Source organism: Angustibacter luteus (assembly GCF_039541115.1).
In the GTDB taxonomy this organism is placed as follows: domain Bacteria; phylum Actinomycetota; class Actinomycetes; order Actinomycetales; family Angustibacteraceae; genus Angustibacter; species Angustibacter luteus.
Genome location: NZ_BAABFP010000004.1, coordinates 418076 through 437686 on the forward strand (window position 1 = coordinate 418076; position 19611 = coordinate 437686).

The window sequence follows — 19611 nt, forward strand, 5'->3', positions numbered from 1 at the left end:
GAGGGCTACCGAGCTCGCTACTGGACGCCGAGCCGCGACTTGAGCCCGTCGAGCTCGGTCCACAGCGTGGTCGGCAGGTTCTCGCCGAACTTGTCGAACCACTCCTGGATCTGCGGGATCTCGGCCTTCCACTCCTCGGCGTCGACCTGCAGGCAGCCGGCCAGCTCCTCGGCGGTCATGTCGAGGCCGTCGGTGTCCAGCGACTCCGGGGTCGGCACGTGGCCGATCGGGGTCTCGACGGCGGCCGCGCGACCCTCGATGCGGTCGATGGCCCACTTGAGGACCCGCGAGTTCTCACCGAAGCCTGGCCACACGAAGTTGCCCTCGGCGTCGCGGCGGAACCAGTTGACGTAGAAGATCTTCGGCAGCTTGGCGGCGTCCGCGTCCTTGCCGACGTTGATCCAGTGCTGGAAGTAGTCGCCCGCGTTGTAACCGATGAACGGCAGCATGGCCATCGGGTCGCGACGGACGACGCCGACCTGGCCGGTCGCCGCCGCGGTGGTCTCGGACGAGAGCGTGGCCCCCATGAATGTGCCGTGCACCCAGTCGCGGGCCTCGGTCACCAGCGGGATCGTCGTCTTGCGGCGACCGCCGAAGAAGATCGCCGAGATCGGCACGCCCTTCGGGTCGTCGTACTCCGGCGCCAGGATGGGGCACTGGTTGATCGGGGTGCAGTAGCGGCTGTTGGGGTGGCTGGACAGCTCGTCGGAGTCCGGCGTCCAGTCGTTGCCCTTCCAGGACGTCGCGTGCGCGGGCTCGTTCTCCATGCCCTCCCACCAGATGTCGCCGTCGTCCGTGAGGGCGACGTTGGTGAAGATGGAGTTGCCGCGCTCGAGGGTGCGCATCGCGTTCGGGTTGGTCTTCTCGTTGGTGCCGGGGGCGACGCCGAAGAAGCCGAACTCGGGGTTGACCGCGTAGAGGCGGCCGTCCTCGCCGAAGCGCATCCAGGCGATGTCGTCGCCGAGGGTCTCGACCTTCCAGCCCGGGATGGTCGGCTCGAGCATCGCCAGGTTGGTCTTGCCGCAGGCGCTCGGGAAGGCGGCCGCGATGTAGTAGGTGCGCTGCTCGGGGTTGGTGAGCTTGAGGATCAGCATGTGCTCGGCCAGCCAGCCGCCGTCGCGGGCCATCACGCTGGCGATGCGCAGGCTGTAGCACTTCTTGCCGAGCAGGGCGTTGCCGCCGTAGCCGGAGCCGTAGCTCCAGATCATCCGCTCCTCGGGGAACTGGACGATGTACTTGGTGTCGCTGCAGGGCCACGTGACGTCCTGCTGGCCGGGCGCGAGCGGCGCGCCGACGCTGTGCAGCGCGGGGACGTAGTCGGCGTCCAGCTCCTCGATGCGGCGCAGCACGTTCGTGCCCATCCGGGCCATCACGCGCATGGAGGCGACGACGTACGCGGAGTCGGTGATCTCGACGCCGAACATCGGGTGCTCGGACTCGAGGTGACCCATCACGAACGGGATCACGTACATCGTGCGACCACGCATCGACCCGCGGTACAGGTCGGTCATGATCGCCTTCATCTCGTCCGGCGCCATCCAGTTGTTCGTGGGGCCGGAGTCCTTCTCGTCCACGCTGCAGATGAAGGTGCGGTCCTCGACCCGGGCCACGTCGGTGGGGTCGGAGGCGGCGTAGAAGGAGTTCGGCTTCTTGCTCGGGTTCAGCCGGGTGAAGGTCCCGCTGGCGACCAGCTCGTCGGTGACGGCGGCCCACTCCGCATCGGAGCCGGTGCACCAGTGCACGCGGTCCGGCGTGGTCAACGCGGCGACCTCGTCGACCCACGCGAGCAGCCGCGCGTGGGTGGTCGGGGCTTCCGTCGATTCGACCCTCAGGTCGCTCGTCGGAGACGACGTATCGGCACTCATGGGGGTGGCATCCCTTCGCGCGGTCACCGTTGACCTGTTCGGCTCGGCCGTCGGAATCTCCGGCGGCCCCCGGACTGCTGGTCCGGTGAACCCGCCTCGGCTCGAACACGTCCGGTTCGCGCCGATGGGCGGGTTCTTCGTCACGGTAGCCCCTCGTCTCAGGTGTTGGTACGCCGAAGTGGGCAACGAGTTCGTGAAATCCCTCACAAGGACGAGGATTGTTGCGGGCTTCTTGCGAGGGGGTGCTGGCTTCTTGCGGACGTCGTCGGATCCGTTGTGTCGGTGCGGGTTCCGGGCTTGCGGCCGCGTCGGGTATTTGTTGTGGGCGGCAACTTTGATTCGTGCTCAAGATCGGCTTGGCGGGCGCGATTGTCGCCTCAACGCGTCTCCTGCCCGATCGTGGCACCCCCGCATCGTCGGCGATGCGACGTTGCCACGTTGACGGCGCTCAGGACGGCGGACGCTGGGCTGCAGGCGACCGATTTCAGGTCAGCCGTGGTGCTCCGGTACTATCGTTCGCGGCCACCAGGCCGGGCGCCCGTAGCTCAACGGATAGAGCATCTGACTACGGATCAGAAGGTTAGGGGTTCGAATCCCTTCGGGCGCGCACCGTCTTGAGACAGCGGTACTTACTACGGATCAGGCCCCTGACCTGCGGAAACGCGGTCGGGGGCCTTGTTCGTGCCGCCGTTGTGAGCCTCGGCCGCCCCAGCGGTCCGGCCGCTCGGCGCTAACTTCTCGCTAACTTCCGCCCCTCGGGAACGGCCCCGAGGCAGTACGGCGGCGATCTGGTCCGCCGCCTCCTGGCCGACCACGGGGCTCACGTGCGTGTACAGGTCGGCCGTGATGGCCGTTTGAGAGTGGCCCAGGCGATCAGACACGACCTTCAGCGGGACGCCTGCCTGCAGGGCCAGGCTCGCGTTGGTGTGGCGCAGGTCGTGGAGTCGAATCGTGGGCAGACCAGCTCGCTTGGCTAGGACCTTGAAGTGCTTGGTCACGAACTCTGGGCGCAGCGGACGACCATCCGGCTGCGTGAAGACCAGTCCGTGCTCCTTCCAGACTGGCCCAGCGGCCTCACGCTCGAGCTGGTTGGCGATCCGGTGTTCGCGCAGTCGTCGAGCGGTCTCGATATCAAGGGCCACGCCGCGGACGCCGCGCTTGGTCTTGGGCGTCCCGATGGTGAGATGGCCGCCCACGTCGACGATCTGCTGCACGACCATCACGGACATGCAGTTGACGCCCACGGCATCCCATCGCAGCCCCACCGCCTCGCCGCGCCGCAGGCCGGTCACGATGAGCAGCTCGTAGAGGCAGGACAACCTGTCCCCTTCGATGCTGACAAGGAACGTGCCGCACTGCTCGGCGGTCCAAGGCTTGGGCCGCTTGGGGTTCTCCGACGCGAGCTCGATGTGGTCGGCAGGGCTGTAGGGGATCAGGCGTCGTTTGACCGCGGCATCTTGGGGAGCGGCTCGGTGATGTGGTCGACGGGTCCCCAGGGTCCTTGAGGACTGGAAGGCTTTCCGGGATGCTGACGGCCTGGTCGAGCAGGGCGGGCGCGCTCGCCGAGTTGGCGAACCGGGATGTTTCACCTGCAGAGCGCCTGGGACGAGTACACCGCCAGCGACCGCCTCGCGCGAAGTGCTCCGCCGGAGCCGGATCGATCCTCGTTGGGGGCCATGACCGGCGCAACTGAGGGTGTGGGTGAAGCAGGCGGCGCCGAGTCTGCGCCCGCCGGCGACGTCTACCTGGTCTGGGTCAACCGGGGACCTGCAGGGCGTCTTTGCCCGGGAGGTGGACGCCAACGAGGCAGCGAACAGAGCCAGAGCCGAGTGGACCTCAGGGCTGGGATCGGACGCCACTAGTACCGTCGCGGTGGAGCACGTAGCGGTCTGGTGACGCTGCGGATCCACGCTGGGTAGTCACAGGGTTCGACTGCAGAGGCGCTCTCGAGGCAGCGACGGCGGACCCCGCCGCGCCCAGTTGGAGCGACGGCCCCGGCGAACAATCTGGCCGGACGATGCGAAGCGCACGGTGAGTGGGCCATGTAGCCCTCAGGTGTCGCCCTACAGCTAACGCCTCTTCATATTGCACCCTTGGCAATCTGATATATCACCAGTAATGTTTGCGACATCAGGGCAGCCAACATTGTGAGGGCAGCGCAGTGACGCAGAACGTCGCCCGGGTGCACCACCGGCCCTTGCTGTTCGCTTGCCACTTCGCCCTGTGGTGGCTGCTCGTCGGCTGTGAGGCGTACGGCCGGTGCTCCCGCCTGGCCTTCGCGCCAACCTCAGGGCCAGCGCTGGCAGCACCAAGACCTGTTTGGTGGCGCGAGGAAACCCGTGGCCTCAACGACCTGGAACGCTACCTAAATCAGGTGTGAGCCTCGCCCAAAGTGCTGGCTCGAGGGTAGCCCTGCGATCTCCGTGCCGTCGCCTCCAGTGCGGCCGCGGCGTCCCGACTACGTATCTGCGCTCAGGCAAAGGCCCTGGCGACGGCTGCCTCGATGTCGCGCTGCACTCCGATATCGGGTGCGAAGTAGAACAGTGACCAGCCGGCCGCCGGACAGACCCAGAATCTGCGAGTTCCGACACCGTCCCAGCCGAACGAGCCAGCGGGGAGTGCCTCGTGTGCCGCAGTTGGATCATCGAGCACCGCAACCCCTAGACCGAACCCGACTCCGCCCGCAGGTTCGCGGCCGTTCAGCCCCGTACACAGCTCGCCCACCTGATTGGTCGTCATTCGGGCAACGGTTTCCTGCTGCAGCAGTCGCCTGCTCCCGTGCACACCGCCATTGCGCAGCATCTCGGCAAAGATCAGGTAGTCGTGGGCTGTGCTCCACAACCCCGCTGATGTGCTGCGGAACGTGCGCCCGGCGATGACCTCGTTGTCCAACAGTGCGGCAGCCAGCGGCTGGGCGGCGGCGTGGCTGGCGCACCCGAACCCGGTCTGCCGCAGCCCCATCGGTTCGAAGAGACGCTCCGCCAGGAACTCGTCGAGTTCCTGGCCGGAGGCGATCTCGACCACTCGCGACAGCACGTCGAACGATGCGCCGTTGCTGTATGCCCAGCCCTGGCCGGGTTGAAAGTCACGGACCAAGCGCGCCAGCTTGGGTGCATACCCGCGGAGTGTCTCCCCTTGAGCGGGCATGACGTACTCCGGATTCCACATGAAGATGCTCTGCAGCCCACCGGTATACGTGAGCAGGTCCAAGAGTGTGAGCTCCCTAAGTGCGGGAACGATGTCGAAAACGGGAGCGGGGTCCGGCGGAGGTCCAAACGGCGGCCCGAACGGTGATGGCGAACCTGGTGTTAGGACTCTCACTCGCCCGGGCTCAGCGAACTCTGGCAGGTAGGCGCTCACGGCGTCCTCGAGCCGAACCCGGCCCTCGTCCACCAGGCTCAACAGGGCTACGGCCCCGAATGGCTTTGAGAGCGAAGCTAGCCACAGCAGCGTGTCGGGACGCAGGCCAGATGCTGAGTGATGGTCAACGCTGCCATGAGCGGAGTGGTGCACCAACTCGCCGTCGGCACGCACGGTGACGATCGCACCAGGGATACGACCCGACGCGGTCGCCTCCTCGACGACGGCGGTGATCATGGCATTCTCGGGCACGGAAATCCCTGCCCTGATTAGGCTGACTGCGAGAGATAGGCCAGCTGGGACAGCGCCTCATCGAAACCGAGCTTGAACGGTTCCAGGTCGGGCACGTGGGTCCCGTCGGCGCTCAGTCCGACGCTGAGTCGACCGGCATATGACTCGACTGCAACGTTCAGCGCCAGCTGGTTCGCGATCGGCACCATCGGGTTTAGCTCAAGCATTCTGGCGCCCAGTACGAACAGGGGCTTGCGGGGTCCCACGACGTTCGTCACGGTCAAGTTCATGAGGTGTCGCTGGTTGCGCACGCTAGGACCGACCAGCTCAAGGAGAGCGGCGGGGAGCAACTCGACCGCGTCAAGGAGGAGCGAAAACCCTCGCGGTTGATGACCGGCCTTGAGAGCAACCATCGACTTCTGGATCGCGATCAGCCGTTCCTGATCATCGGCCAACTCGACAAGCAGCGGAGCCATGATCGCGCTGAGCCGGTTGCCTCCTGACGCGTCCCGTTCATCGTCAGAACGCATCGACACGGGCACGAACACGCGCAGGTGGCTGGCATCGGGGTCATGGCCGCCGGCACTCAGGAGCTGGCGCAGTCCAGCCGCTACGCAGGTCAACATGACGTCGTTCAAGGTGGAGCCCGGTGCCAGCGCCCGTATTGGCTTCACGGTCTCGATGTCTGTGTGCAGCCAGTCAAATCGCCGCGACCGAGTGTTCACTGCATTGATGGGACTGGGTGCCGACAGTCCAAGCGAACCAACGGCGAACAGACCCCGAAGGTTGCTCCACAGGCGTGACGGTGTCACAGGTGCATGCGGACCGCCGATCGCCACTTCCCACACCTTGCCCAGACGGTGACCGAAGTGTGTGGTCACCACTTGGAGGGGCCCAGGCGACGGACGTGCCGTGTGTACAGCCTGCGTCTCTGGTGCGGGCTCGTGTCCCGGCACCTGAGGCGCAGAGTCCAACAGTGACTCGAGAACGTCAACCGTGCTCTGCCCATCGAACGGGGCGTGGTGGATCTTTTGGATCATTCCCACGTTCCCCGATTCCAACCCCTCGACGAACCAGATCTCCCACAGCGGTCGAGACCGATCCAAGGTGCCCTCGTGGACCCGTGCGAACACCTCCTTGAGTTGCGCATCGGTCCCAGGCCTGGGCAGGGAGATGAGTTTGACGTGCTGGGCGATGTCGAAGTCGGCGTCGTCGACCAAGATCGGGTGTGTCAGGAATCGCACGCCGCGATGAACGCGCATGGTGTACCGCGGCACCAAGTGCAACTTGGCCGCGAAAGCGTCGCGAACCTCCTGCAAGCGGAACACTCCGTGTTCATCAAACAGGGGCGGACCTTCGAAGATGCAGATGTTGCCCATGTTGATCGGCGTGGACTCGAAGTCCCAGTACAGGAAGTTGGAGTCAAGGGCCGAGAGCCGCTCGAACGAGCCCATGTCTTCTTCTCCCAGGGTGAGAGCCGGCAGGCATCAGTTCGACGACTGTGATATATCAACAGTCTGCACCGACATATCAGACATGGCAAGACTTTGGGGACGACGCCTAGGGCCCACTCCGCGGCCCGCAGTCGCCGTTAAGGCGAACCCACCTCATCGTCGGCGCCACCTTCGGCCGCACTGATGGGCGCCAAGCGGAGCCGCGTCCCGCTGGGGCCGCTGAAGTGCGTGAGGATTGACCAGGCTGTCCCCGCTGGGAGAACGACATGGATGGTGCCGTTGTCCATGAACACCACCTCCGCCTTGCGCCCGTCTGGCGATTCACACAGTTGGGCGTGCGTGCGCTTGGTCATGCGCTTGATGGTGGTGTTGCCGTGGGCCACCGGCCAGTGCCGACCCGCCGATTGCGTTGAGGCAGCAGGATGCCGGACCGCACCGCCCCAGCTTGTGATTCGTTCCAGCCGGTGACCGCCGTACGCGATTGACGGCTCTGGTCAAGTCTCACGACGGATCCTTCCTGGCCTCAGATCAGGTGCTGCGACCGCTCATTGGGGCCACCTCGGTGGACATGACGGAGGGCCATCGGGAGAAGATCCTCAGGATGCGGTCGTGCATGGCAACGATGTGGCGGCGCGCGTAGTCCGCAGCCATTTCGCTATCCCGATCGGTGAAGACCTGCTCCGGGAAGTTGTGAGACTCGACCTCGTCCAGTGTCTCGGGGTAGGCGGACAGCACCGTGGACCAGATGCGGTGCATGTCCCCGCTGACCCGCATGAACAGGTTGATCAAGTACTCATTCTTGGTGGCCTCTGCGAAGAGAGCGAACATCTCGTCGGTCAGATTCAGCACGCTCTCGCGCAGTTCCTGCTTCTCCTCTACGCCGTGGGCGAGCTCATCGACTTCGCGGAAACCACGACGCAACTGCTCGAGTTGGTCGTGAGTGGCGTTCTTGATGCCGCGGCGGACCAGCTCAGGTCCAACGATCGTCCAGAGATCGAAGAGATCGTCGACGGACTTTGGCGTGAGGGGGGTTACTTGGTAGCCCTTGCGGGGGAGGGTGCGCACCAGGCCTTCATGATCGAGGCGGGTGAGAGCCTCCCGCAACGGTGAGCCGCCGAAGCCTGTTTCGGCGGCCAAGGCCTTCTCTGTGAGCTTCTGGCCGGGGGCTAGTCGGCAGCTGACGATGTCTGTGCGCAGCCGCTGGTAGGCCGCTTCGCCCAACGACACACGCGCAGACTCCACGAGGGGCGTCTCCGACTTCACCACTGCGGTCTCCTTCATGGGCGGTCGTTTCAGTTGAGCCTAACGTCTCAGCATGGACATGTGATGCATCAGCGTCAGGCTGTGGCGGCTCCAGTGCTGGCGTCTACGGAGAAGGCGTTCGAGCGGCGGCGCCATTCACGGTTGGAAGCGAGTGACTCGGCCGCGCGGCTAGTGTGTTGGCCGCGTCCAACCCTCCGCTGGGCGCGTGCTCGCCTCTACCGCCCATGGAACACAGCCCGTCCGGGCCCGTTGTCGAGCAGGGAACGGACGCCGTCCTGCAAATCGTCGGTCGTCAGGAGTTGGCCTACCAATCCGGCGGTCATCTCGTCGGCTGCGTCGGCTCCGTTCCGCTGCGTAGTGAGCAAGATCGACTTGGCGGCGGAGATGGCCAAGGTGGGTCCATGTGCGAGGCGCTGGGCGAAAGCGCGTGCTTCATCGAGGAGCGTCTCCCTTGGGACGACTCGGCTGACGACACCCCATTCCATGAGGGTGGCCGCCGGGTACTGATCGCCGGTGTAGACAAGCTCCGCTGCCCGCGCGTGTCCAGCGCGCACGGCAACCCTCTGTGTGCCGCCGGCGCCCGGTGTCAGGCCGACGGTGGATTCGACCAGCCCGAACCGCGCGGTGTCGGCGGCCCAAAGTAGATCGCAACCAAGGCTGAGTTCGAAGCCGATGGTCAGGCAGAGACCGTGAACTGCAGCCAGGGTTGGAATGGCGAGGGCTTCGAGCCGGTGGGTCAGTGCCAGGTGCCGGGCGATGTGCCTAGTTCCAGATTCGGCGTCATGCCCGAGGAAATGGTGGACGTCGACGCCGGCGCAGAAGATGCGCCCTTCGGCGCGGAGGATTAGAGCGCGACACTCTCCGCTCGCCACCCAGTTCTCGATGTCCCCGAGGCGCTGTTCCAACTCGTCGACCACCGTCAGGTCGACAAGGTTGAGCGGGGGGTTGTCGATCACGAGCTCGGCCAAGAAGTCGTCGAGGAACACCTGTACCACAGCCATCAGGCCTCCTCGGCACTGAGAAAAGTCTCCATGATGGGGGCCAAGGTCGACGGGCTGTCGACAAGCATGAGGTGGCCCGCCTTCTCAATCACCTGCACCTCTGATTGGCTCAGGATTCGGTGAAGGAAGTACTGATTGGCGGTCCGCACGATCGGATCGTCATCGCCTCCCAGCACCAGGGTCGGGTGCTTGATGCGGTGCGCGAATGGAATCACCGAGAAGGTGCCCGCGGCGATGAGTTGCCACATGTATCCGATCCAGCCCGGTGGGTGGTCCACTCGCCGAGCCGCTTCCGCCCTGACTAGGCCAGGTTGCCTTCGGAACTCACCGCCGTAGGTCTGCGCCGCGATCTTGGCGAGGTAGGCGGAGGAGTAGTAGCGGCGGGGTGTAAGCAAGCGTGCTGCCACGCGCGGATCTGCCGGGACGCAGATAGGTCCGGGTCCAGTGCAGGCGAGTATGAGTTTGCGGACCTTGCCGGGGTGCTGGGCGGCGAACGCCTGAGCCAGGAGGCCACCCCACGAGTAGCCGACGATGTCGACCTGCTGGAGCCCGAGCCGGCTCAGGAGCAACCTGACGAAGAGCGCGCCGTGGAACATCGTCGGTGGAAACCACGGTGCCGTCGAACCGCCAGTTCCTGGAAAGTCGAACATGACGAGCTGGCGTCCCGGCAATTGGTCTGCCAGTGGAGTCCACATGTCGAGGTGGCCGCCGATTCCCATGATGAGCACCAGTGGCTCGCCCTGCCCCGTGACGCGAACGCGGACGTGGCCGAGCCCGACCCTGACCTGGCGGGTCGAGATGGCGATCTCCGTTTCAGTCATGAGGTCTCTCTGGCACGGAGAACCTTCTTGTCGAACTTGCCGACCGCCGTTTTGGGGACCTCATCGATGAGCTCGACTCGGTCGGGGAGCTGCCAGTTGGCGAACCCGTTGGCCAGCAAGTGCGCTCGGATGCTTGACGGCTCGACGTTCTGTCCAGGCTGCACCACGACAAAGGCGACAGGGCGCTCAACCCACTTGGGGTCCGGGACCGCGATTACGGCCGCCTCAACGATCCCGGGCATCGCCATGATCGCGGCTTCCATGTCGACCGACGAGATCCACTCTCCACCCGACTTGATCAGGTCCTTCGTGCGATCGGAAATGACGAAGTAGCCGTCTTCGGACCCAATCGCCACGTCTCCCGTGACGAACCAACCATCTGCCGTGAAGTTCTCTGACCCGTGGCCATGCAGGTAGCTGTCCGCAACCCACGGGCCTCTCACCTCCAGGCTCCCCATCGACTCGCCGTCGAAATCAACGGGTGCGCCGCCCTCGTCGCGGATGCGCACCGCGATGCCCGGTACTGGAAGCCCCGCTTGGCGACGAGCAGCGTCGGTGACGTTGTCCTCATCCCAACCCAACATGCGGTGCTGCGGCCAAGCGACGCTTGCAAGCGGGGAAGTCTCCGTCATGCCCCAGGCTTGGACGATGGGGATCCGCAAGTTGCGCAAGTAGCGTTCGATCAGTGTGCGTGGAGGTTGGCTGCCCCCGGAGATGATGTGTCGGAGGTACCTGCCGGGGTCGGATCTCTGCTCCAACTCATCGGCTACGGAGACCCAGACGGTCGGAACGGCGGCTGTGACGGTGACCTGCTCGTTTAACAGCAGTTCCACAAACGGAGAGGCCTCCAGTGGCCCGCCGAAGAAGACCAGCTTGGCTCCAACGGCCACGGCTGCGTAGGGCATTCCCCAGGCGCTGGCGTGGAACATCGGCACCTGCGGGAGAACACAGTCGCCGGGGCCAAAGGCCATGCCGGCGGCGGAGGTCACCGCGAGGGCGTGCAAGAACACTGATCTATGACTGGAGACCACGCCCTTCGGGCGGCCGGTCGTACCGGACGTGTAGCACAGGGATGCGGCCGCACGTTCATCCAGCTCGAGCGCGGAGTAGTGGGTCGGCTCATCGGTCAGCAACTGCTCGTATCCGAGCACGCGCGGATCCGTCGACCCGGGGTTATCCGCGAGGACGATGATGTGCCGGAGGCTTGGGACCCGCTCGGCCACGTCCAGCAGCATCGGGAGGAACTCCAGGTCTACCAGGACTGTCGAGTCTCCGGCGTCCTGCATGACGAAGGCGAGCTCATCCGCAGACAATCGGATGTTCAGCGTGTGCAGAACGCGACCCGAACAGGGGATCGCGAAGTAGGCCTCAAGATGGCGGTAACCGTTCCACGCGAGCGTGGCCACGACGGCCCCTGAAGGCAAGCCGAGCGTGTCCAGAGCGTTCATCAACTGCTTGGCGCGTAAGGCGAAGTCGGAATACGTGTATCGATGGACGTCGGCGCTCGGCAGTCTGGTGACGATCTCGACCTGGCTGTGGTGCGTCGCTGCACCCTCGAAGAGCAGCCACGTTGTGAGAGGGAGGTCCATCATGTCGAGGCTGCCTTCTACTCGGTGACGTACGCGCCCGGGGCGTCCGCCAGCCTTGGGTATCTGGGACTTCCCAGGGAGCGCGGGCGGCTGCGCAGAACGCCTGACCGTGCGCTACTCCATGTGCTCCAGTCCTCCCACCACGACCCCCTGTGCTTCTCTGCGCCATTCAGCCAGTCCTCGGCATCGCCGTTGCCGGCCTCGTTGATGAAGTAGGTCGCCTTCGGGTTGCCAGGCGGGTTGATCAGGGCCTGGATGTGGCCGCTGTTAGACAGCGCAAAGCGCACGTCTCCGCCGAACAGTCGTGTTGCTGCGAAGGCGGACTGCCAAGGAACAAGGTGGTCGGTCACAGCGGCCACGACATACAAGTCAGTGTCGACCTTGCCGAGGTCGACTGGTGTGCCGAGCACGCTGACCCGACCTGACTGCACTAACGCGTTGTTCAGCCACATGTCTAGGAACGTGGCGTGGAGGGCCGCGGGCATATTGGTGGTGTCACTGTTCCATGCGAGAACGTCGAACGCTGGCGGGTTCTGGCCGAGAAGGTAGTTGGAGACGACGTAGTTCCAGATGAGGTCGTTGGGTCGAACAAAGGCGAACATCTTGGCGAGGCTCGCCCCGCTGAGGACGCCTCGCTTGCCCGAGCGGGCTAGCGCGGCCTCGACGGTCCGCTCGCTCGCGAACATGTTCAACGTGCTGTGCACGTTGCTGTCGATCATGGTCACGCCGAGGGTTGCCGCGTTCACCAGCGTCGGATCGATCGCCGCAACATGCGAGAGCACGGAGGACGTCGTCATGCCCCCGGCGCAGAATCCGGCGATGTTGACTGTCTCCGACTTGGAAATGGCACTGGCCACGCGCATGGCCTCAAGACAGGCGCCGGCGTAGTCGTCGAGATCCCAACCGCGCTGCCGCGACGTCGGATTGCGCCACGAGATGCAGAACACCTGGAAGCCCTGGCTTACCGCGAACTCCACGAAGCTTCGACCCGGCGCAAGATCGAGGAAGTAGTAGCGGTTGATCTGCGGAGGAATCAGCACAGTCGGGATGCTGTAGACCTTGCCGGCCCTGGGCGCGTACTGCAGCAGCTCGAACATCGGTGATCGGTAGACCACGGCGCCAGGTGTGGAGGCGGTGTTCACGCCTACCTGGAAAGGCCGAGTGTCGACCTGCGAGGGCATGCCACCGTTGTGGAGGAGATCGTGAAGGAAGTGTCGGCCACCCGCGACAGCTGACCTACCGCGGGTCTCCATCAGGGTGTTGAGTGCGGTCGGGTTGGTGAGCAGGTTGTTGGTCGGGGCAGCGGCCTCGGTCACCTGCATCAGGGCGAAACGAGCCCGATCGGCCGACTTCTGGTCGAGTTCGAGCTCGTCGACGGAGCCGAGCACACAATCTCGGGTGAGCAAGTAGCTCTGGGCGACCCGTCGCCACAGCCCAGACTCCGTCCAGATCGCATCTGCGAAACGCCGGTCCTTCGGATCGGGAGCAAGCTCGGAGGTGCCACCGAGCACGCCGATCTCCCCAGTAGCCCACGAGCTCAGCGAGCCGGCCAAAACGCGCGGACGTCGTGCGAGGGCTTCCGCCCAGCGAACGCCAGCCCGGACCACCTGGCCCGCTGTTAGGCCGACAAAAGGGTTGGCGCCCTGGACAGACTCGAAGGCCTCTTCAGTGGATGCGGCCAAGTGAGGCTCTGAGTCCGCGATCACACGCACGTTCGCCCGGGGGGCACGGTCAGCCACGTTCGAACCCCCGCCTTTCCGACGGGGCGGAGTCGTGAGCGTTCGAGGCATGGCGCGACGCCTTTCGCGATCTAGAGAAACAGATCTGGTTGGAGGTCGTGTTCGCTGGCCCCGTCATGGGCGTAGACGGAAAGGTCCACGACTCCTGAGGAGCGAAGGACCTCTTCGTCCAGGTAGCAGTGACCGGTGCCCGCGCTTGCCGGGCGCGTCAGAAGCAGTCCGGCTGCGTCGGCCATGATTTCCGGACGACGCGACGCACGCATGCCCTCCTCGCCCGCAACGACGTTCTTGACCGCTGCAGTCGCGATGAGCGTGGCGGGCCAGAGGCAGTTGGCGACGATGCCGTGCTCTCTGTACTGCTCCGCAACGCCGAGCGTGAGCATGGTCATCGCGTACTTGCTGACGGTGTACGGCGCGTGCCCCGCCAACCACTTTGGGTCTGGGTTCAGTGGTGGCGAGAGTGTGAGCACCCGAGCATCGCTGGAACGGAGCAGGTGCGGGATGCTCGCAGTGAGCATCGCGAACGTGCCGCGTGCGTTCACGTCGAGCATCAGGTCGTAGCGCTTGATCGGCAGGTCACCGATGCCTTGGAGCGCTATGGCTGAGGCATTGTTGACGACGATGTCGATTCCACCGAACTGCTCCACAACTGCGGCAACGGCGCCTTCAATGACCTGCTCATCGCGGACATCCCCGACGATCGGCAAGACCTGTCCGCCCACAGCCTCGATCTCGGCAGCGGCACTGTGGACCGTTCCGGGAAGGCGTGGGTCGGGATCGCTGGTCTTGGCGATGAAGGCGATGTTGGCTCCATCGCGGGCGGCGCGTAAGGCGATGGCGAGTCCGATTCCACGGCTACCACCGGACATCAGGAGTGTCCGGCCAGCGAGCGGCCCGTCAGTGGTTTGGCTGGCTTCTCTCACGTCATCGTCCTTCAAAGGTCGGATCGCGGCGCTCCATGAATGCGCGCTGTCCCTCGCGCGCGTCCTCCGAGTCGAGGCACGCCGCGACGTGACGTTCGGCGCGTTCGGCGAGAGTGCTGTTCGTGCGGGCCTTGATCGAGGTCTTCGCCGCGCGGACGGACAGCGGGGCGTTCGCAGCGATCTGGCTGGCCACTTCGAGGACGTGTGCCTCCAAGGACGCGGAATCGACGACACGGTTGATCAGGCCGATCGATTGGGCCTCCTCGGCGGTCAAGGTCCTGCCAGTGAAGAGCATGTCCGACGCATGTCCGGGTCCGACGGCATCGACGAGTGCGTGGGTCAGGGTCACCGGGTATCCGATGCCGAGGCGTGCCGCTGGGATGGCGAACCGGCCGGTAGGTGACGAGATTCGGAGATCGGCGGCAAGCGCGAGAGCCATTCCAGCCCCGATGCAGTAGCCGTGCACCATGACGATCAGTGGAGTTGTGAGCTCGCTCAAGGTCCCGAAGAGCGTGCCAACGGCCTCCTCGTTCTCCTGTCGGGAGGCTTGCTTCGTCTGGTGGGTTTCGAACTCGGAGATGTCTGCGCCGGCGGCGAACGCGTCTGTTCCGCGGCCTCGAAGCACGATGACCCGGATCGTGGGGTCGTCATCGAGTGCACGCAGAGTACTACCCAACGTCGCCATCATCGAGGTGGAGATGGCATTGCGTCGCGTTGGGTTGTCCAGCGTGACCCAACCAATGCCGTCGCGGATTTCTGTCCCAACGATGCCTACGGATTCGGGTGGGGTCATGAGAGCGTCTCCGCCCGATAGGTGTTGCGGATCGCGCCGATTCCCTCGATGCGGACCTCGAACTGATCTCCGTCCTTGAGGAACAGCGGGGGCTGTCTCACGGCGCCGACGCCTGCCGGCGTCCCCGTCAGGATGATGTCCCCCGGCTCAAGGGTCATGAACGTGGTGATGTAGCTGATGAGTCGCGGCAGTCCAAAGATCAGGTGAGAAGTGCGGTCTTCTTGGACGGGCTCGTCGTTCAGGAGGCCTGTGATCTGCAGATCGGGCGAGTCGCCGCCGAGTGCAGCTGCTGGGACCACGACAGGCCCGAGGGGGGTGAGGCCATCCCACGCCTTCCCCGCCGTGCGCTGGGTGGTGTGAAATTGAAAGTCTCGCACCGAGCCATCGTTGGCTGCCGTGTACCCAAACACCACGTCCCGTACGGCAGCCTGGGCAACGCGCCGACACGTGCGGCCGATCACCACGGCGAGCTCGCTCTCGAAGTCGATCTGAGTTGACTCAGGGGGGAGAGCGACGTCCGCGTACGGCCCAGCGAGCGCGTTGTCCCACTTGGCAAACAGGTCTGGGTGCTCGGGTGGCGCGGGACGCCCACCTTCGTGCACGTGCGCAAGGTAGTTCTGTCCAACGCAGATGATCTTGCGGGGGCGGCCCACGGGGCTCAGGAGCTCCTCGGGATCCATGGCAAAGCTGTCGCCACGGGTGATTCGCGCGGCGTCACCGCCTGCAGCGCCCAGGAGCTCTGGCAAGTCGGTGTACTCACGACCGTCGACCAGCGCCGGCGTTGCCTGGCCCGTGTTGGGTTCGTGGAGCACAACAAGGGACGCGGCATTGCGCATGACCCTGCCGAGTCCGGTCTGCCCACCCCATGGGTTCGTGCTCACCGTGGTACGTCCCATCTGCGGCCGTGAATGGCCACTCAGTGCTAGACGTGATGGTTTCGTGATGCCAGACTATGGACTTGTAACATTTCAGTCAACCGGTGCTGATGTATGACGGAGGCTTGCGGCGATGAGCTCGTTCAGGGATTTCCTCTTTCCCCTCGACCACCCTCGGCTGGCCGGACTGGACGAGTTTGACGCTTACAGCTACCCCGATGCCATCCGGACCAACCCGATGGTGGACGAGGCCCTGACTGGGTGGCTCAACTTGTTTGAGACCTCCGAGTTCGGCGGCATCACAACTGACGGTTCGCTCATACCGGGGCTCTTTGGTCTCGAGGGCTCGGACGAACCTCCCAACCACGCAGCCGCCACGGCGGCTCGGGAACTCCTTGACGCTCTGCCGAGCACACTGCGCGATCGAGTCTCGCATCCCCTGGACAGCAAGGTGTGGCGAGCCTGGATGAACCCCGAGTTCTACGTGAACAGGTTCGGCCTACGTCTCGAGGAGCTCGAACCGGCGCACATTGAGCGGGTCCTCGCACTCCTGGCGGCCAGCCTGAGCCCGGCCGGGTTCGAGAAGACCCGGTTGCTTATGAAGGTCAACCAGTTCCTTGGCGAACTGGTGCATCTACCGAAGCTTCTCAACGAGTTCAGCTACAACATCAACCTGTTCGGGGACCCGGCAAGCGGCCAGCCGTGGGGGTGGAATCTGTACGGCCACCACGTCTGCCTCAACACGTTGTTCATCGCTGACCGGCAGGTCTTCACGCCGGTCTTCTTTGGAGCCGAACCAGTGGAGATGGACGAAGGGGAAGCCGCGGGCACGGTGCTCTTCACCGATCAGGAGCGGCTCGGGCTTGAGCTCATCCAGGCGCTGTCACCGGAGCAGGCGGAGGCGGCGATCCTGTACCACCAGAAGCGGGACCCGACAATGCCGGCCGACCGGAGGCACCCCGGCGACGAACTGCATCTTGGCGGAGCGTTCCAGGACAACCGAGTCATCCCCTACGAGGGTGTCGCGGGTTCTCGACTGGATGCATCCCAGCGGGCGCGAATCTTGGAGCTCGTCGAAGTCTTCCTGGATTACCAGCCTGAAGGTCCACGACGGGCACGGGTCGCCGATGCTCGCCGTCACCTGGATGACACCTGGTTCTGCTGGATCGGTGGGACTCGCCTTGGCGATGCCTTCTACTACCGGATCCAAAGCCCCGTGATCCTAATTGAGTTCGACCACCATGCTGGCATCTTCTTGGCCAACACGGAACCAGAGCGATTCCACGTACACACGCTCGTGCGCACCCCCAATGGCAACGACTACGGCGTCGACCTGGTCCGTCAGGCCACCGGGGACCCACAGCGCCTGAATGGTCCGGCCTGATGGCTGGCCCAGACAACGATGCTGAGCGCGCTTGCGAGCGCCTCATCATCCAGTTTGCCCACTATCTCGATCATCGCCGCTTCACCGAGGTGGCCGCTTTGTTCGCGGAAGACGGGGTCTGGCTACGGCATGGCGAGCAACTCGTTGGGCCCCAGGCAATCCGGTCGCTGTTGGAACAGCGATCCGCAACGCAGGTTGAGCGGCATGTGATGACGACGGTGTTGGTTGAGCAGGCATCACCGACCGAGTGCACGGCTGTCAGCTACGTGCTCATCTTTAGGGCGCATGGTCCGGATCCCCACGGTCAGCTGCCCAAGGTGGGGGAGTTCCACGACCGGTTCAGCCTGACTCCGCACGGATGGAGGTTCGCCTTTCGGACCTCCCTGCCCGCGTTTGCCGGCGACTCGCAGTAGCAGCCCCGGCCGAACCGACCGCGCCGCCTTCGGGTGGAGTTGCTACACCATGAGGGCCTGACAGGGTCGGGAGACTTGGCAGCCAGTGGCGGGACGGCCGCCGCGACCCCTTGGTGACCGGACATCACCGCTGCCTTGGAAACTGCCCATGACGGGCACCACATCCGGCCTCAAGTCCTGCGTCCAGGCTCACCCGGCGGTCTGCCCCGTTGCGGTTGAGGCCACGGTGAGCTTTGGCTGGGTCTTGTCGAGCACCTCCCTGAGGTCAACGCCTGGCGCCAGCTCGACGAGTTTGAGCCCGCTGCCCTCGGATTCGGGGACGACATCGATCACGCACAACTCAGTGATGATCCGCTGCACGACCCTACGGCCGGTGTAGGGAAGGGTGCACTCGTCGACAATCTTGTAGGAGCCGTCTCTGGCAACGTGCTCCATGAGCACAATTACGCGCTTGGCGCCATGGACCAGGTCCATGGCGCCGCCCATCCCCTTGACCATCTTTCCGGGGATCATCCAGTTCGCAATGTCGCCGTGCGCGGACACCTGCATAGCGCCGAGGATGGCCACGTCGATCTTTCCTCCGCGGATCATCCCGAACGACGTCGCGGAGTCGAAGAACGAGGCTCCGTCTTGGATGGTGACGGTTTCCTTGCCTGCGTTGATCAGGTCCGCGGACTCCTCACCTTCGTACGGGTAGGCCCCGAACCCGAGAATTCCGTTCTCTGATTGAAGCACCAGGTGCACCGAGTCATCGACATAGTTAGGCACCAGTGTGGGAAGCCCGATGCCGAGGTTGACGTACGACCCGTCGGCGAGTTCTGCCGCCGCCCGCGTTGCCATTTCCTGACGTGTCCAAGTCACTGTTCACCGGCCCTCTGGTCGATTCGGATGTGGTCGGCAGAGATGTGCATGGACACTTGTCCATCGTGCGTGAACTTCGCCGGCCCATCGACGGGGCACCGGCGATCAAGGCGCTTCGCCCGTGCCAGGAACGATGCGTTGGCGATCATCTACGGCGCCCCGGGGGCGGCCCGGACCGTTCGCTTCTCGATTCGCTGGTCGGCGGCCTGCTCAACTGACATCGGTACGACGCGGTGCACGTAGGCGCCGGGTGTGTGAACGTGATTGGGGTCGAGGACGCCGGGCTCGACAAGCTCTTCGACCTCGGCGATCGTGATGCGTCCGCACATCGCGGCAAGCGGGTTGAAGTTGCGCGCCGAGTCCTTGTAGATGAGGTTTCCGTGCCGATCACCCTTGTGGGCTCGCACCAGCCCGTAGTCGGCGACGATCGCTCGTTCCAGGACGAACTCCTGTTCGCCGTCAGTTGTCTCGAAGAACTGCGTCTGCTTTCGAGGGCTTGATCGAACAACATTGCCTGTCGCGTCGTATCGCCAGGGCAAGCCACCCTCAGCCACCTGGGTACCGACGCCGGTAGCAGTGAAGAACGCGGGGATGCCCGAGCCGCCGGCGCGCATCCGTTCCGCCAGCGTTCCTTGCGGAGTCAGCTCGACCTCCAACTCGCCGGCCAGGTACTGGCGAGCAAACTCCTTGTTCTCACCAACATACGAGGCCACCATCCGCCGTAGACGACCTGACTCCAGCAACAGCCCGAGACCCCAACCGTCCACCCCGGCGTTGTTGCTGACCGCCTCCAGGTCTTTGGTGCCGGCTTCCAGGAGAGCCTGGATGAGGACTGAAGGGATTCCGCACAAGCCAAAACCCCCAACCGCAATGGTTGCCCCGTCCAGCACGTCGGCAACCGCTTCCGCGGCCGACGTCACCACCTTGTCCATCTGTCAGTCCACCTATCTGTCGAACTAGGCCAGGGCCGACTCCTTGGAGGCGGCCTCTCTGCCATGCCGTCGTCGGGCCACCTCACCGCTGAGCTGGTCCAGCCGCA

16 protein-coding genes and 1 tRNA gene are annotated in these 19611 nt (G+C 64.7%); 3 read left to right on the plus strand and 14 right to left on the minus strand.

What is annotated here, in order from left to right:
* Positions 1-17: 17 nt before the first annotated feature.
* The gene (locus ABEB17_RS08395; protein WP_345716229.1) at positions 18-1865 is read right to left on the minus strand and encodes a phosphoenolpyruvate carboxykinase (GTP); all 1848 of its coding nucleotides are present in this window, start codon (positions 1863-1865) and stop codon (positions 18-20) included.
* 534 nt (positions 1866-2399) lie between these two features.
* On the opposite strand from ABEB17_RS08395, the gene ABEB17_RS08400 reads away from it, so the two are divergent.
* A tRNA-Arg gene (locus ABEB17_RS08400) sits at positions 2400-2472 on the plus strand.
* A gap of 25 nt (positions 2473-2497) precedes the next feature.
* Here ABEB17_RS08400 and ABEB17_RS08405 read toward each other — a convergent pair.
* The 11 genes from ABEB17_RS08405 to ABEB17_RS08455 all read right to left on the minus strand — a co-directional run bounded on the left by ABEB17_RS08405 (position 2498) and on the right by ABEB17_RS08455 (position 15875).
* The gene (locus tag ABEB17_RS08405; RefSeq protein ID WP_345716230.1) at positions 2498-3184 is read right to left on the minus strand and encodes a site-specific integrase; all 687 of its coding nucleotides are present in this window, start codon (positions 3182-3184) and stop codon (positions 2498-2500) included.
* A 1153-nt stretch (positions 3185-4337) separates the two neighbouring features.
* Positions 4338-5477 (minus strand): serine hydrolase domain-containing protein, encoded by a 1140-nt coding sequence (locus ABEB17_RS08410; RefSeq protein WP_345716231.1) that lies wholly within the window; start codon positions 5475-5477, stop codon positions 4338-4340.
* Positions 5478-5494: 17 nt separating this feature from the next.
* Positions 5495-6910 (minus strand): wax ester/triacylglycerol synthase family O-acyltransferase, encoded by a 1416-nt coding sequence (locus ABEB17_RS08415; RefSeq protein WP_345716232.1) that lies wholly within the window; start codon positions 6908-6910, stop codon positions 5495-5497.
* Between the two features lie 528 nt (positions 6911-7438).
* Positions 7439-8191: a GntR family transcriptional regulator gene (locus ABEB17_RS08420; RefSeq protein WP_345716233.1), complete on the minus strand. Its 753-nt coding sequence runs from the start codon at positions 8189-8191 to the stop codon at positions 7439-7441.
* A 197-nt stretch (positions 8192-8388) separates the two neighbouring features.
* Positions 8389-9174: an enoyl-CoA hydratase/isomerase family protein gene (locus tag ABEB17_RS08425; RefSeq protein ID WP_345716234.1), complete on the minus strand. Its 786-nt coding sequence runs from the start codon at positions 9172-9174 to the stop codon at positions 8389-8391.
* The gene (locus tag ABEB17_RS08430; RefSeq protein ID WP_345716235.1) at positions 9174-9995 is read right to left on the minus strand and encodes an alpha/beta fold hydrolase; all 822 of its coding nucleotides are present in this window, start codon (positions 9993-9995) and stop codon (positions 9174-9176) included. The genes ABEB17_RS08425 and ABEB17_RS08430 overlap by 1 nt, the downstream gene beginning before the upstream one ends.
* Positions 9992-11587: a long-chain-fatty-acid--CoA ligase gene (locus ABEB17_RS08435; RefSeq protein ID WP_345716236.1), complete on the minus strand. Its 1596-nt coding sequence runs from the start codon at positions 11585-11587 to the stop codon at positions 9992-9994. Before ABEB17_RS08435 ends, ABEB17_RS08430 begins: the two co-directional genes overlap by 4 nt.
* Before the next feature lie 14 nt (positions 11588-11601).
* On the minus strand, positions 11602-13095 hold the full coding sequence (locus ABEB17_RS08440) for a PHA/PHB synthase family protein (protein ID WP_345716237.1): 1494 nt from the start codon (positions 13093-13095) through the stop codon (positions 11602-11604).
* 299 nt (positions 13096-13394) lie between these two features.
* Positions 13395-14246: an SDR family oxidoreductase gene (locus ABEB17_RS08445; protein WP_345716238.1), complete on the minus strand. Its 852-nt coding sequence runs from the start codon at positions 14244-14246 to the stop codon at positions 13395-13397.
* Position 14247: 1 nt separating this feature from the next.
* A complete protein-coding gene (locus ABEB17_RS08450; protein WP_345716239.1) occupies positions 14248-15039 on the minus strand; it encodes an enoyl-CoA hydratase-related protein in 792 nt (263 codons plus the stop codon).
* A complete protein-coding gene (locus tag ABEB17_RS08455; protein ID WP_345716240.1) occupies positions 15036-15875 on the minus strand; it encodes a fumarylacetoacetate hydrolase family protein in 840 nt (279 codons plus the stop codon). Before ABEB17_RS08455 ends, ABEB17_RS08450 begins: the two co-directional genes overlap by 4 nt.
* A gap of 172 nt (positions 15876-16047) precedes the next feature.
* Between ABEB17_RS08455 and ABEB17_RS08460 the strand changes: the two genes are divergently transcribed.
* Complete coding sequence (locus ABEB17_RS08460; RefSeq protein WP_345716241.1) at positions 16048-17298, plus strand: DUF3500 domain-containing protein; 1251 nt, start codon at positions 16048-16050, stop codon at positions 17296-17298.
* Entirely contained in the window at positions 17298-17711 is a 414-nt protein-coding gene (locus ABEB17_RS08465) for a nuclear transport factor 2 family protein (RefSeq protein WP_345716242.1), read from the plus strand. Before ABEB17_RS08460 ends, ABEB17_RS08465 begins: the two co-directional genes overlap by 1 nt.
* 189 nt (positions 17712-17900) lie before the next feature.
* Here ABEB17_RS08465 and ABEB17_RS08470 read toward each other — a convergent pair whose 3' ends face one another.
* On the minus strand, positions 17901-18572 hold the full coding sequence (locus tag ABEB17_RS08470; RefSeq protein ID WP_345716243.1) for a 3-oxoacid CoA-transferase subunit B: 672 nt from the start codon (positions 18570-18572) through the stop codon (positions 17901-17903).
* Between the two features lie 149 nt (positions 18573-18721).
* On the minus strand, positions 18722-19504 hold the full coding sequence (locus ABEB17_RS08475) for a CoA transferase subunit A (RefSeq protein ID WP_345716244.1): 783 nt from the start codon (positions 19502-19504) through the stop codon (positions 18722-18724).
* Between the last annotated feature and the right edge of the window lie 107 nt (positions 19505-19611).

Bases quoted from the DNA above. Each gene is read 5' to 3' on its own strand.
- ABEB17_RS08395 (WP_345716229.1), bottom strand. From the start codon at position 1,865: ATGAGTGCCGATACGTCGTCTCCGACGAGCGACCTGAGGGTCGAATCG.
- ABEB17_RS08415 (WP_345716232.1), bottom strand. From the start codon at position 6,910: ATGGGCTCGTTCGAGCGGCTCTCGGCCCTTGACTCCAACTTCCTGTAC.
- ABEB17_RS08420 (WP_345716233.1), bottom strand. From the start codon at position 8,191: ATGAAGGAGACCGCAGTGGTGAAGTCGGAGACGCCCCTCGTGGAGTCT.
- ABEB17_RS08425 (WP_345716234.1), bottom strand. From the start codon at position 9,174: ATGGCTGTGGTACAGGTGTTCCTCGACGACTTCTTGGCCGAGCTCGTG.
- ABEB17_RS08430 (WP_345716235.1), bottom strand. From the start codon at position 9,995: ATGACTGAAACGGAGATCGCCATCTCGACCCGCCAGGTCAGGGTCGGG.
- ABEB17_RS08435 (WP_345716236.1), bottom strand. From the start codon at position 11,587: ATGATGGACCTCCCTCTCACAACGTGGCTGCTCTTCGAGGGTGCAGCG.
- ABEB17_RS08450 (WP_345716239.1), bottom strand. From the start codon at position 15,039: ATGACCCCACCCGAATCCGTAGGCATCGTTGGGACAGAAATCCGCGAC.
- ABEB17_RS08455 (WP_345716240.1), bottom strand. From the start codon at position 15,875: ATGCGCAATGCCGCGTCCCTTGTTGTGCTCCACGAACCCAACACGGGC.
- ABEB17_RS08460 (WP_345716241.1), top strand. From the start codon at position 16,048: ATGAGCTCGTTCAGGGATTTCCTCTTTCCCCTCGACCACCCTCGGCTG.
- ABEB17_RS08465 (WP_345716242.1), top strand. From the start codon at position 17,298: ATGGCTGGCCCAGACAACGATGCTGAGCGCGCTTGCGAGCGCCTCATC.
- ABEB17_RS08475 (WP_345716244.1), bottom strand. From the start codon at position 19,504: ATGGACAAGGTGGTGACGTCGGCCGCGGAAGCGGTTGCCGACGTGCTG.